Source organism: Streptomyces kryoterrae, from assembly GCF_054072135.1.
Genome location: NZ_CM133358.1, coordinates 6,727,810 through 6,742,452 on the forward strand (window position 1 = coordinate 6,727,810; position 14,643 = coordinate 6,742,452).

At 70.3% G+C, this 14,643-nt stretch carries 2 protein-coding genes (1 of these 2 only partly in view); both read right to left on the reverse strand.

What is annotated here, in order from left to right; all coding sequences use genetic code 11:
- Positions 1-14,288, reverse strand: the 5' portion of a protein-coding gene (locus ACW4TU_RS29880) for a hypothetical protein (protein ID WP_457418072.1). It extends 12,451 nt beyond the left edge of the window; only the first 14,288 of its 26,739 coding nucleotides appear in the window; its start codon is at positions 14,286-14,288; its stop codon lies off the left edge, out of view.
- Complete coding sequence (locus tag ACW4TU_RS29885) at positions 14,289-14,642, reverse strand: hypothetical protein (RefSeq protein WP_457418074.1); 354 nt, start codon at positions 14,640-14,642, stop codon at positions 14,289-14,291.
- Position 14,643 lies beyond the last annotated feature (1 nt).

Genomic DNA, 14,643 nt, shown 5'->3' on the forward strand with positions numbered 1-14,643 from the left:
GCACGCAGGGCCGTCAGCTCCTTCCGGACGAGAGCGAGCCGCTCCGCGGCCCTCCGGGCACGCTCCCGCGCTTCGTCGGCCCGAGCCTCGGGTACGGTGCCGGCTTCCTGACGGGCGATGTGCTCCAGGAGGGTGTTGGCGGCCTGCACATCACCCAAAGCGTCCGACTCCCGCTGCTGGACCTCCGAGATCCTGCCGGGCAGGGCGAGGAGCGCGGTGGACAGCTTCCGGCCCTCGCTCTGCCAGTGGTCCCGTTGCGCCCGGCCGGCGGTGAGCGCGGCCCGCGCGTCGGTGACCTCGGTCTCGGCGATGCCGAGGGCGGCCCGGGCGTCGGTGTGCTCGGTGGTGGCGGTGTCGAGGTCGTCCTGGGCGGTGGCGAGGGCGCCCTGGCTGTCGGCCTGCGGGCCGCGCAGGTCGCTCTCCCGCTGCCGCGCCTCGGCCTGGGCCTGGGCGGCGTCGGCGTGCGCGGTGATCCGGGCGGCGAGGTCCGTCCAGGCGTCGGTGGTGTCCGCGTCCGTGCTGATCAGGTCCCCGGTGGCGTCGAACCGCCAGTGCCGCAGCCCGTCGTCCGTACGCAGCACCAGCTCGACGGGCCGGTCCGCGAGGACGGCGGTCCGGGAGGCCGCGTAGAGGGCGCGGCCCAGCAGGGAGCCGTCGGGGTCGGGGCCCGGCGCGAGCCAGATCTGCGCGGCGGGATCCGTGGGGTCGAGCCGCTCGGCCAGGGCCCGGGGCAGGTCGGTCAGCGGATGCGTGGTCCAGTCCCGCAGGTCGGACGCGGACTGGTCGGCGAGCATCGAGCGCAGGTCGTACACCTGTGGATCGGTGCGGGCGTCGGTGATGCCGTAGCCGAGCACGTCCCGTTCGGGCAGGCGCAGTTCGGCGCTGCCGGTCACATGCAGGGTGCCTTCGGGGCCGTTCACCGTGATCACGACGTCGGCCATGGTCTCGTAGCTGCGGACACCGCGCCCGTCCGCGGGCAGGGCGCTGCCGCCGGTCTTGAACCACTCCCGGCGGGTCGCGGCGCCCGCCGAGCCCTGCCCTGTGGTGATGGGCTGCTGGGCCAGCAGTGCCACCCCCACGCCGACGATGTTGCGGCCGTCGCCGCCCGCGTCGTAGGCGGCCTGCAGCGCCGCGCCGGGGGTGGTGCCGGTCGCCAGCGAGGTCGAGGCGGCCGAGGTGGGCAGACGCAGCCGGTCGAGGGTCACATCGCCGGCGTCGGTGATACGCCGGGGGTTGTGCAGCGTGATCCCCAGGGACGGCGGAGTGGCGGGATCGGACTCCAGGGGGTAGGTGCCGGGCAGGGTGTGGGTCAGGGCGTTGGCCGCGCGGGGCGGGTCGATGCCGATCCGGCCGGCCTGGATGAGTTCGCCGATGCGTACGGCGGTGGCCTCGGCGGAGCTGGAGGCCTGCGACGACTGCCAGGTGGACGCCAGCCGGGGCGCGACCGTGCGCAGGGCCTGGGCCAGTTCCTGGTAGCCGTTGAAGTGGAACACCGGGGTCGGCCCGGTGGGCACGATCCGCTGCCCGTCGGTGAGCCGGCGCCCGTCGGTGTCGGGGGGCGCCACGGACGGATGGACGGCCGAGACGGCGGCCGGGACCGGGGTGGCGGCCTCCGGGGGGTCGGCCGCCTCGCTGCCGGTGAAGCGCAGGGTGACCTCCGCGGGCACGGTCACCGTACGGGCGGGGCGGCCGTGCAGGGTCTGTGCCAGCCAGTCGGCGAGGCCGGTGTCCTCGTCGTACCAGGCCAGGACCCCGCCCTCGATCAGGCCGCCGGGGATGTCCAGCGGCCAGTCGGTGACGAGTTCGGAGCGGACCGAGGCGACGTACTCGTACTCGACGTCGAAGTCGGCGGCGTTGTCGGTCCGCAGCCAGAAGCGGTCCTCCGCCGAGGCGGAGACCTTGCTGGTGTCCGTACGGACGCCGGCGACCGTGAACGCCGGGCCGGTGCGGTCGGTGCGGGCGTCGTCTGCGGGGCGCGGGTAACGCGTGGTGGGGTTGAACGTTCCGACGTGCTGGCGGGTCTTGGCCACGGCACTGGAGGTGTTCGCCGGGGCGTGGATGTGCACCTGCTCCTGGCCGGTGCCCGCGCCCGCGGGCCTGCCGCGCAGCGTGCGCAGCCCGGCGGTGTCCTGCACGGGCCTGGCCCGGAGGGTGACCTCGACGAGCCGGGCGCCGCCCTTGGCCACATGCCGGAAGTGGAAGCGCTGGACGCCGTGGGGTCCCCGGCCGGGCAGCGCGCGCAACGAGGTCGGCATGGTGATGTCGGCGATCCTGGCCTTCACACCGGGCAGGTAGGAGGCGCGGCCGGGCTCCGTGGAGCCGGGTGCCTCGCGTTCGACGAGGTCGGTGAGTTCGGAGCGCAGGCGGTCGCGCTGCTCGGACCGGCCGTCGGGGCCGCCGCCGAGCTGCTTGACGGACGTGACACCGGCCAGGCCCGGTTCCCCGGTGCGGGCGAACCTGTCCGGCAGGGGCAGCGTCGGTTCGGCACGTTCGGGCACGGTCAGGCCCTCGATGCCGTCCAACCAGGCGGCGTCGCGGGCCAGTTGCGAGTCGGTGAGCAGGAACTGGGCCGCCTGCGGGAGCTCCACGGCCACGGTGACCGGCTCGGCGCTGGTGACACCGAGGGCGTTGCCGATCACGTTGCGCCGTCCGTGGCGGATGGTCATGAGGATGGTCACGCCGCTGCGGACACGATGCTGGGTGCCGCTCTCGGTCGGGGTCCGCGTCACGCCGGTACTCGACCCGAGGGTGTGGGTGTCGTCCGTACGGTGGGTGAACGCGTAGCGGCCGGAGGGGTTGAACCTGGCGGCGGGGTCGGGCTTGGGCGCGCCTTCGGGGACCTTCACCGGCCGCTGCTGGGCCATGGCGGCGACGGCGCCCCCGTGGCTGCTGCTTGTGGTGACCTGCTGGGTGGCGGTGTCCGTGGCGCCGACGTCCGTCTCCAGGTACTGCTTGGCGCTCTGGAGGTGCTCCGGGTCGTGCAGGAAGCCCTGGAGCTCCACCGAGAACTCGTGGTCGGCGCCCAGCCCGGGCAGGGTCAGGCCCTCGATGACGTAACCGCCCTTGAAGATCTGATGGGCGCGTGCGACGAGGTTGGCGGGGCTGAGCGCGGTCCGCAGCGCCTCGGTGGCCGGTGTGCTCTGGTCGGTGAGGTCCGAGCCCGCCAGCGTCCCGGACATCCAGTCCCTGGCGGGCGCGGTGGCCGAGGCCACCTTGCCGGGCACATAGGCGGCGGCGGTGTCCCACGCCTGGTCGAACAGGCCCCGTTCGGGGTGACCGGGATAGGTGTTGGTGACGGCCTTCCCGAAGGCGTCGATCAGCGCGGCCGAGCCGCGCAGGCCGTCCATGATCGCGTCGTCGGGCAGCCGGACGACACCGGGCACGGGGTTGCCGTCCGGGCCTGTCATGGCCAGCCGCGCGTGGTCGTCGGCATCCGGGAGGCGGACGCTGTGGGCGGGCGGCGTCTCGCGTTTGTGCCCGGGCTCGACCGTGCGGTGGTGCGGCACGAGGAGGGTGAGGTGCCCGCCGACGGTGCGTACGACGGGACGCTCGGGCGCGGCGGGGCGCTCGATGTCGGGGCGGGGCGCGGCCGGCAGGTCGTCCTCGGGTCCGGGCCCGGGGTCGGCGAAGCGCACGGCCGGCTCCGTGCCCGGACCTTCGTACAGGTCGAGTGCGAACTGCGCCGGAACCTCGAAGACCTCGGAGGACTGTCCGCTGCCGATGAAGAACTGGTCCTGGTTGATCCCGGCACCGACCGTGGAGGTGTGGGCGGTCCCGTGCGCGTAGGTGTAGTCCCCGCTGCCGCCGAGCGACCACGGCCGGTCGCCCCCGACCGGTCCCGCCACGCCTCCGCCGAAACCGGCCTGCCAGCCGTAGGCGTAGCCGTTCGACTCGGTGCCGCCGATGCTGAACGAGGAGATGCCCATGTTCTGTACGTCGGGCAGCGTCCGGCGGTGCCGGGTCCCGGTACCGGTGTCGGTGTCCCGGAAGGCGGACAGCCGGAGTTGGACGCGGCGTGTGCCACCGGTCCGCGTCGGCCGGTCGAACCACATGGTCTGACCGCCGTCCACCATGGCGTCGACCGACGCGCGCAGCCCCACGTCGGACCGGGCCTGCTCGAACCGTCGCAGGTTCATCAGCTGGGCCTTGGCCGTCTCCTCGTCGAACAGGGTGCCGGACGTCGCGTCGGTCGGCGGGAGGAAGCCCCGCTCACGCAGCCACACCTCGGCCCGCTCGAAGAGCTGGTCGGTGCCCGTCACGGCCAGCGGGGCGGCGGACATGCCCAGGTTCTGCAGGTTCTCCAGATCGTCGGGCAGCTCCCGCAGGCCCTCGCCGGGGGCGTGCTCCTGCCCCAGCGCGTCGGTCTTGCTGAGGATCCGCAGCTGCATGCCCGCGTCCCAGGGCCCGAAGTCATGGGACGTACTGCCGCCGCGTGCCCGGATCAGGGTGACCCGGTGGGTGACCCTGACCGGGCCGAGGAGATGGCTGCGGTTGCTGCGCACGGAGTGGGTCATGCTGGCGGAACCGCCCGAGGCGAGCGCGGAGTTCGTCTGCAGCTTCGCGCCGGCCTTGCCGACGAAACTGCCGGAGACCAGCGACGAGGCTTCGGCGTGTCCCCGGGCATGGTCCCCGGTGAACCCCGGGCCGACGCTGCCGTCCAGGGCGACGCCACTGGTCAGCTTCACCGAGCTGTCCACCTTCACCGTCTGCGTGACATGCGCCTCCAGGTTGATCTTTCCGTCGAGCGAACGGTGGGCCGGCTCCACCGGCTCCACGACGGTGGTGAGCTTGAGCATCCCGATCGCGTTGCCGTCCCCGTCCAGCAGGACCGGCGAGAACAGGCCCCGGCCGCGCTGCAGCGGCAGTGTGCCCCGCAGGACCGGCTCGGACAGAAACGTCCGGAGCTCCTTGACCGAGGACTCGGACAGTGCCGACAGCTCGGTCCCGAAGCTCTGCCGTACCTCCGACAGCAGCCGTCCCGGCTCCTGGACGGTGTCCACACCCCACACCGGCAGGTCGTCGAGACCCGCGGGCTCCGCCAGCTCACCGGTGTGGTCGACCGCGAGATGCTCCGGGAACCAGATGGTGACCGGCCCGTGCGACCGGGGCGAGCTCCATCTCGTCGGCGCGAGCGGCGACGAGTCCAGCCGCACCTCCCACTCCCCGCTGAACTCGAAAGGCTGCGACAGCTCGTTGCTGCGCTGCGCGGTCATCGTCTGCACCACGTTGGTGACGGTGGTCGACGAGGAGAACTGGTTGTGCGTCACCGTCAGGGACAGCGCGGCGTCGATCGACCGCACCGGGCCGGCCGCCGCGATCGGGAAGGAACCCGACCAGGGCACGGGTATCGCGCGGATCGTCCCCGACGCCAGGGTGTCCGACGACTCCTGCGTGCCTTGCGCACGCCGCTCCACGCGGCCTTCGGGGTCCGTGGCGGCATTGGCGCCGTAGCGCTCCGAGCGGACCGGATCGCGCAGCGCGAGACGTACGTCGACCGTGCGCTCCCGGCCCTCGTGGACCACGGTGACGCTCAGACCACCGCTGCTGCGCAGATACGGCAGCTCCCGCGCCAGCTCCTCCGCGCTGAGCCGGTCCCGCAGCTGGACCCGTACCGGGTGGTCGTCGGCCACGGACCGGGGAATGCCCAACGCGGTCAGGACCTGGTCGTGCAGTCCGGCGACCACGCCGGGGGGCAGCGGCTCGACGTGGACCAGGCCTACGTTGCCGTCGTGCCGCGAACCGTAGTCCTGGACGAAGGCGGAGGGCGGCGTGGTCCAGATGCCCGGCGCCCGGCCGGTCTGCTCAGGGTCGTCGTGCTGGACCTCGGCGAGGGGCGCGGGGTGCAGGGTGACCGCGGCCGCCTCGGCTTCGCGTTGTCGTAGGGGGGCGATTTGTTGCTGGATGAGTGTGTCGATGTCCGGTCTGCGGGCTTGGCGGGCGGTTTCTGCGGCGTCGGCTGCTGCCTGGGTGACTTCGGTGGGGGGTACTTGTCGTGCGGTGGTGATCAGGGAGGTGAAGTCCCTGGCGTTGCCGTGGCCGATGCCGATGTTGTGGTGGGTGTGGTCGGTGAGGACGGTGTCGATGTCCTGGGTGGTCCTGAAGTTGGCTGCCGGGCCGGTCCGCAGGCGTTCTTGGTGGATGAGTGCGGAGTCGCGGATCTGGTAGGCGCCGGTCTGTTGGTTGGGTGTGCCGAATTGCTGGGCGAAGGCCCAGTAGTTGTTCCAGGGGAGGGTGAATTCGAGGACGACTTCGGTGTCGGAGGAGGCGTTGGCGTTGGTGAACACGCTGGTGTGGGAGAGGGAGGTGGTGAAGAATTTGCGGTATTCGTCGCTGCGGTTGTGGGTCATGGCGGCGGTGATACCGGCTGCGGGGTTTCTCGCGCCGAGGATCTGTGTGGCTTCCTCGGCGGACATTTTGCGGTAGAGCTTCGCGGGTTCGTTGCCGGTGTGGGGGATGGGGGTGGGCTGGGCGGCTTGTTCGTTGCGGATTCGTGTGAGTTCGTTGTGGAAGGTGCGCATGCGGGCGGCGATTTTGTCGTGTGTGGCGAGTCTGTTGTCGAGGAGTGTCTGGGTGTCGGCGAACACGTAGTAGCCGCTGTTGAAGTCGGTGGCGGAGTTGTCGGATTCGAAGAAGTCGCTGTAGGCGCGGAAGTAGTCCCGCATGACGTCGGCGGTGATCCGCTTCGCCGGACCCGACGGCGCGGCGTGTACAGCGCCGTCCGGAGCGGTGAGCGCCGCGGACTGGGACGGGGCTGTCCGGGGGTTCGCTTCCGAGTCCGTTTCGGGGGAGGGGTCCCCTTCGATTCCGGCCATGAAGGTGCGGAAGGCTTCGTACATGGCGTTGTCCGCGCCGGTGGCTGCCACCGGGTTCGCCGGTGCACTGTGCACGGCCTCGGGGTCGGTCCCGTACAACTGTCCCATCAGCGGCGACAGTTGGGGTTCATGGGCTTGTACCCAGTCGGCGCCGTTGTTGCGGGGGCGGCCGGTCGCCTTGTCGGTGCCGTGGTTGGTGCCCAGGTAGGCGTTGCTGAGCTGGGCGAAGAACTCGAACTCATTCGTGGCGGAGTAGTTGCGGGCGGGGCGGCCCTGCAGGTTCTGGCTGACTCCGTCGGGCCACTGCACCTGCGGGCCGGGATCGCGCCCCTCCTCCACGGCCTTCCACCAGGCGGCGTCCTGAGCGTTCTTCGTGTCGTAGACCTGCTTGATGAGGTCGCGGTCGGTGTCGGTGAGGCCGGCGAGGTGGAGGAGGTGGGCGACCTCGTGGGTGGCGGTGGAATAGCCCTCGGCCTGGTGGGGGGAGGGGCCTATCGGGGTGGTCTCGCCGAGGAGGTTCTCCTCGGGTACGGCTGCGGTGAGTGCGGCGGTTGCTCCGCGCATGTCGTTGAAGGCGCGTCCGGAGGCTTCGCCGGTCTGGTCGTGCAGCTGGGCGAACGAGCTGATCTGTGTCAGTGACACGTCCTGGGGGAGTACGACCACTTGCGCGCCGGACTTCAGGAGCTGCGTGGTGACGTTCTTGTCGCGGAGCATGCGTGCGGTCTGTTCGTATGTCTCGTGCCGTGCCGACACCGGCCGCAGGGCCTCGCCGGGCACGACCGTCAGCAGGCGTGCCGCCACCTGGGCGAACTCCGCCGTCGGCAACGACTCCCGCAGCCCGTCGACGAAGGGTGTGTGTGTGGCCAGCCAGCGTCGGTGGCCCGGGTCCAGTAGCTCCAGGGTCTGGGTCAACTCCGTTACCGGGAGCGCCAGTAGACCCGCTACCAGCGCGTCGGCCGCCGGTGGCCGAACCGCCCGTACGACCGCGACCGAACCCGGCTCCAGGTTCAGGTCCAGATGCAGGTCCACCAGATCCGACCAGTCGGCGGGTCCCACGTCGTCCAGCGTCGCCAAGTAGTCGCCGAACGGCTCGCCGTGCACCGTGTTCCCGGCCCGCTGCCGCGCCGCGTCCAGCTTCTGCTGGACCAGTTCGTGCGCGTGCCGTACGCGTTCCAGCCGCGCGGCCTCCCGGGCATCCTGCGCCGCCCGCGTCACTTCGTCCGCCGGCAGCACCCGCATACCGGTGATCAGCGCGGCGAACTCCTTCCTGTTGCCATGGCCGATACCGACGTTGTGGTGGGTCAGGTCGGCCATGACGGCGTCGACGTCCTCCTGGGACCTGAAATTCGCCCCCGCCCCGGTGCGCAGCTGTTCCTGGTGGACGAGTGCCGAATCCCGGACGCGGTAGGCGCCGTCCTGCTGGTTCGGGGTGCCGTACGACTCCACGAAGTCCCAGTAGCCGTCCCACGGCAGGGTGAACTCGACCACGGACTCGGAGTCCGACGCCGCGTTGGCGTTCTCGAACACACTTGTGTGGGACAGGGACGTGGTGAAGAACTTCCGGTACTCGTCACTGCGGTTGTACGCCATGGCATTCGCGACACCCGTCTTCGCGTCCCTCGCGCTCAGGAAGACCTCGGCCTCGGCCTCCGCCATCTTCCGGTACAACCGCATTGGTTCACGGTCGGTGTGCGGAATCACCGTCGCCCGCGCCGACTGTTCCGCCTCGACCCGCAGCAACTCGTCGTGGAACTTCGCCATTTGCGGCAACAGCTTCTGATGACGGGCCAGATCCTGGTCCAGGACGCCCTGTTCGTCGAGGTACGCGTAATACACGCTGTCGAAGTCCCGGGCGCCCTGATCCGAGAAGAGGTAGTCCGCGTATCCGCGGTAGAACGCGGCTGTCACCGCGGGCGTCATCTTCTTCGCGGGCGCCGGTGTCCCCCCTGCGGTGGATGTCTCCCCCGCAGTGGACGTCTCCCCTGCGACGGGCGGCGACGCCAGCAGCGACTCGGCCGTCGTCGTTCTGGACCGCGCGCTGTTCCGGAGCGGCGGGGAATCCTCCGCGAAGGCGACCGTGGCCGAGCCCCGGTTCGGCACGAAACGCAACAGCGCCTCCTGCCCCGGCCCGTTCCGGTGCGAGTCCACGATCTTGTCGTAGATCGCCTTGCTGAACTCGTCCTCCGCCACCCACTCCATATGAGCGCCGTGCATGACTCCCATGTCGAGGGCCTTCATCTCCTCCACGAGCGCGTCGTACTCCGCCTGCGGCAGGCGTGTACCGTCCGGCCGCGTCATGTCGAAGATGTCGTGGTCCCCGGTGAGAGGACGCAGCGCGCCCTGGTCGTTGAACGCGTGTACGACACCGTTCAGGACCTGGAACTCCTGCTGCTCGGCCAACTCGACCATGTGCTCACGCAGGGCCGCGAACTCCGCGGAACGCTGTTCGAACCGGGCCCTGACCCGTGCGGCGAGCCCGGGGTCGGCGGGCATCGTCGCGGGCAGTCGCGGCACGAAGAAACCCACCAGGCCGCGGTCCTGTGGCCTGGCACCGAGATACGTGTCGGCCTCGTTGATGGTCTTCGCCTTGATTGCCTGAGGCTTGGGCAGCGCGCCCTCCGTCAGCCAGTGCACAGCCTCCACGTTCGTCGGCCGCACCGCGATGACCACGTTCCTGCGGTCGGCCACCGACTGGAACGACAGTTCGTTCCGCTTCGGCATCCCCCAGCCCTGTTCCACCGCCTCCGCCGGCACGTCCGCGGACTGCGCATCCACCTGCGGAGCCTGCCGCACCTCCACCCGCCGCTCCGCACCGACACTGGACACCGCCCGGTCACCGAAGCCGGACTCGGACGACCAGGACGAATCCGGGGACCGGGGAAACTCGGGTGTGGCGCCGGGTGGCGTCTCGATGACCGGAGAACCGGCCTCGAAGAGGACCCGGGCCGTGCGCTGCGAGCCGACGGTCGGGAGGGCGCCGGCCGTCTCGTCCGCGGATCCCCCCGTTTCCACGCGTGGGCGACGCAGCGGTACGGCGAGGAGGTCGTCGTCCGAGTCCGAGTCCGAGTCCGAATCGGACTCGGAGCCAGAGTCCGTGTCCGGGTCCGCGTCGTCCGTGGTCAACCGGCCCGGGGCACGGAACTCGATCTCGTCACCGGGGAACACGGCCTCCCCGGGGCGTGCGGCGTCTCCGGTGAAAACGGGACTGGAAATGCGCGAAGACTGTGCGGAATTGTCCGACGTGTCTATCGGGAGAGCGCTGGCAGTGGGGCTCAGACCGAGGGATCCCGCCAGAATACGGGCCATCTGGGGTACGGAATAGCCGCCTTGGAAGAGTGAGGCCAGCAAGGGGGTGATGACCGGCCTGAATCCTTGCTCCAGCAGGAACTTGTGCAGCAGGAGATGGACATTGACCCGCCGGTTCGCGTCATGGAACGGGTGAATCACCTGAAGAGCGCGAATGGTACGGGAGATGGCGGCGAGCTTGTCCGCGGGCGTGACGGCACGCCCGATCTCCTCGTAATAGCGGTCGAACGCGATATCGACGAGCTGCTGAACCTCTCCCACGTCGTAGCTGGTCTGCAGCAGCGGCTCCCCGTGGGAAAAGTTCTCCACCACTGTGATGGGTTTCGCGGTGGACTTGCCCTGAGCCCAGAATTTTGCGTCCAGGTTGACGACGAGTTGCCGACCGCCCAGCTTTTCCGCCAGCAGGTCGGAGCTCAACTTGGTGTTGCGCAGTGGGAAACTCGTGGGCTGACCGCCCGACCAGCCGGGTTTGTTCGTCAGATGCTCTACGGCGAGATTGTGCAGAGCCAGGTAGGAAGCCGAGTCCATGCGGTGCGCGACGCCGTCCGGACTGTCCAGGAACAGGCGGTAGGCCTTGACCATTCCCAGACGGAAGCCCGGCGACTGTTCACGGTCGTACGCCTGTCCCGGATCGCCCGGGTAGCCCTTCTCGACCCGAGCGTGGTCCCGGGGGTCGATGAACAGCTTCCACCATTGGGACTCGGGGAAATGGTCGGTGAGCGTCTGGTGGCCGGCGTCGGCCGGGCGGAAGTCCCGTTCGGGATCGAACACGGCCGGCTCGGGGTCCTTCGGTCCACGTCCGGAAGGCACGTCCCGGGACGACCCAGGCGCATCCGCGCCCTCCGGGCCGCCGTAGGCAACGGCGGAGAGACCGGCAGAGAGGTCGACGGGTTCAGCCTCACGGCGCATCGGCATGGCGAACAACTCGTCGTCCGAGCCGGAGATGTAGTCCGAATCGTCGTCCGGGGCCGCCTGTGCCAGGCCCCAGCCGGCCGAGGACTCCACGGGCGGACGGCGCATCGGCATGGCGAACAACCCGTCGTCCGAGTCGTCGGCGGAGTCGTCGCCCCGGGACTCCGGTGCCGGAGTGGGAGCCCACTGGGTGGACGTCGGGATGGCGACGGGCCTGCCCGGCGAGCCGCCGCGGAGGCGGGGGCGCAGACCCAGCTCGTGGCGGAGGCGGTCGGCGAGAGCGGCGGCCTCCTCCGGGCTGCCGCCGGTCACCAGGAGGTCGGCGACCTGGCGTACGGCGTCACGGTGGTCGTCGCCCGCGTGGCGGGAGTCGGCGAGGACCGGGTGCAGTTCGAGCGGCAGCACCAGGCCGGTGGCCGTTCCCCAGGCACGGGAAGCCGCGTTCCTGGCGGTGCCGGGTGCGGTGCCGGGTGCGGTGTCCGCGAAGTCCGTGTAGGCGTCCGCCCAGATCCGCCGGGTGGCGTTCGCGGCCACGACGTCGAGGGCCTTCGGCCAGGGACCGGGTGTGAGCATCGCCGCGGTGACCTGATCGACGGTGATGACGCCGCCGTCGGCACCGAGCCCGGCCAGGTCCTCCGGGGAGAGGTCCGCGGGGAGGTCGGCGGACGTCACCTGCTCGGCGATCCACCGGCGTTGGGCCGGGTCGCGCCGCACATCGGGAGTGATCTCGGCGTGAGCGGTGTCGTCGATCGCGTACGGGTCGACCCCGAGCTCCCGCAACCGGCTCTCGCTCTGCGCCAGTTGCCGACGAGCCTGCTCCGCCCCGGCCGTGGCCTCCGCGAGGGCGGCACTGTCACCGCTGCCACCCCGGTTGGTCTCCACACGGTGCTGAAGCGCGTCGACACGGTGGACGGCGTCGACGAAGGTGCGCACCGCGCCGGCGTGGTCGTCACGCGCGCCGGTGACGTCCGCCGTGCGCGGGGTGTCCCCGGAGGCCGGGAACGAAGACGGCGACGCGACCTCGTCGACCCGCCCCTTGCCCTTACTGGTGTCGCCGGTGTCGCTGCGGTCGGCGCTGTCGTCGACCTCGTCCGCGCTGCCGTAGCCGCTGTCCGTGTCGCTGTCGTCGTACGCGATGTCGGAGACGGGGTCGGTGATCGCCGGCGGAGCGTCCGAGGAGGTACGGAACCCCGGGGAAGCCGCACCCGGAGCGCCCGGCGTCGGCGCGGGGGTGAGCGTGCCGGGTGGGGCGGTGTCCAGCCGCTCCGAGCCGTCGGGGCCGAGGGTGCTGCCTGTGCCTTCGCCGGTCCCGGTGCTCTCCGTGCCGTCCGTGGTGTCCGCGCCATCGGCGCTGCCGGCGCCCTCCTGCTGGTCCAGGGACTCTTCCGACGGGTCCGGACGGTTCGACTGGCCGGACTGGCCCTGCTGGCCGGACTGGCCCGGCTGCTGCGACGGTCCCGGTGAGCCATGCGCACCCGTGCCGTTCGACGCGCCCTGCGGGCCCGCCGACGTACCCACCGGGGCCGGAGGAGCGACGGTCTCGGAGCCGGACACCGGGTCCCCGTCGGTCTGTACGCCGTCGCGGACGGTCTCCTGGTCCACAGCGCTGCCCGTACCGCCCGTACCGCCCGTACCGCCCGTGCCGGTCGCCCTCGGCACCGTGGACGGGGAGACGTCGTCCGTCGAACCCGGCGTGTTGGACACCCCGTCCGGATTGAGTACGGCGTCCAGGTCGAGGTCGGGCGTCGTCGTGTCCGTGAGCTCGTAGTCCGGCATGACGGACGAGGAGTCGGAGGTGCGCGGCGGCGTGAAGGAGGGCGTCGTCGACCCGTTCGGCGAGCTGAGGGACGGCGAGTCGAGCGACGGAGTCGTGAGGGGCGGCGGCGTCGCGAGCGACGGGTCGGACGTGAACAGGTTCGAGGTGGACAGGTCCGAGGTGACGTCCGGGATCGTGTTCAGCGGTCGGCTCTGCGTCGGCCTCGGCGTCGGCGTCGGAGTGAGGGAGGAGGAAGTGTCCGAAGTCGTGGTGACCGGAATGGTCGGTGGCGGCGTGACGATTCCGTCGTTCCCCCCGACGGGCCATGCCGACGTCGTCGTCCGCGGGGCCGGAGTGACCGGCCCCGGTGTGAAGAGGGAGGGGTTGCCGCCCCCGGTCGTCGTGCTCGAAGGACCGTCGGAGGTCGGCGACTTGTCGGGACCGGAGTCCCCTCCGCTGCCCAACGGGCCGTTGGAACCGGGCAGTTCATTGATGTGGTCGTTGAAGAGGTTGTTGTCGGCGAACCACTTGTTGTACGTGTAGAGCCCCGCGCCACCGATCGCCAGACCCGCGCCGAGTTCGAAGACCGCGCTGGAGCCGCCGCCGACGAACGTCTCCCACTTGAAGTCCCAGTTGCCCTCGAACGCACCGTTGATGATGTATTCGGCGAGCCCCTCGCTCGCACCGCCGATCACGAAGGCGCCCGCGATCTCCCCGGGCGCGTTCTTCAGCCCCTTGAACAGCAACGTGTTCGGATCGAACTTGAACTTCGTGAGGACGTCGTCGAAGAAGTTCTTGAAGATGTTCTTGAACGGCTTGAAGAACGCCTCGAACACGCCCATGAACGCGCCGGTGAGCGCACCGAACGCGGCTGCCTTTCCGACATCGCCCCAGTCGACGCCGCCGGGCTTGCGGCCACCGTCGTTCAGAGCGATCTGGGCCAGCCGGACCGCGAGGGTCTGGATGGCCTCCTCCACCGCCTCCGACAGGCTCGGCATCAGATGGGTCATCCGCAGCAGCCGGTCGACGATCATCAGGATCGCGAACCGGCTCCTGGCCCTGGCCAGGAACATCTGCGACACGGACGCACCGCCCGTGAACGCCATCAGGGCCGCCATGATCGCCAGTTCGGCGATCAGCATGATGATCTCGGTGATGATCTCCCATTTGGACGCCTGGACCTTCTGGGAGAGGTTGATCTGGTTGTCGGCGAGATCATCGAGCTGATCGATCAGGCGCTGCACGGGGTCGTTTCCGTAGCCCTCGCCGATCAGCATGGTGAGGCCCTGGATGTACTGCTCGGCGACCTCGGGCGGCAGGGAGTCACGCGCCTTGACGATGCTCTCGCGCGCGTTCTCCCTGAGCCCGATCAGAGATTTCTGAAAAGCGAGGTAGAGATTACGGCTTCCCCACAGCATGTTCTCCCTGGCCTGGAGGGGCGCTTCCCCCAGCAGGACGAAGAGCATCTTCCGGACGTCCGGAGGAAAATTGATCTCCTCCACTTAGCGCCTCTCGCCCCCTTCGAGGCCGTCCAGTTTCGAGGACTGCTGCTGGATCAGGTCGTTGGCGCCCTGCTGGGTGCCCACGATGTTGCGGCGGTTGCCGAGCACCGCCGACTCCAGCCCCAGGAAGGCGTCACCGAGCGCCCTGATCGCCGCCAGGCACGACTCGTTGTTCGCCTCGTACCGGTGTTGGGTCTGGCTGTAGAACTCGTCCGAATAACCGTTCAGACCACGGTAGTTGGCCTGATCCGAGATGAAGTCGTCACCGATCTTCCGCGCGTGTGCCGGCAGATCGCCGATCTCCTTGCCGCTCCGCTGCAGCCCTGCCGGATTCGCCTCGTACCTGCCTGCCATG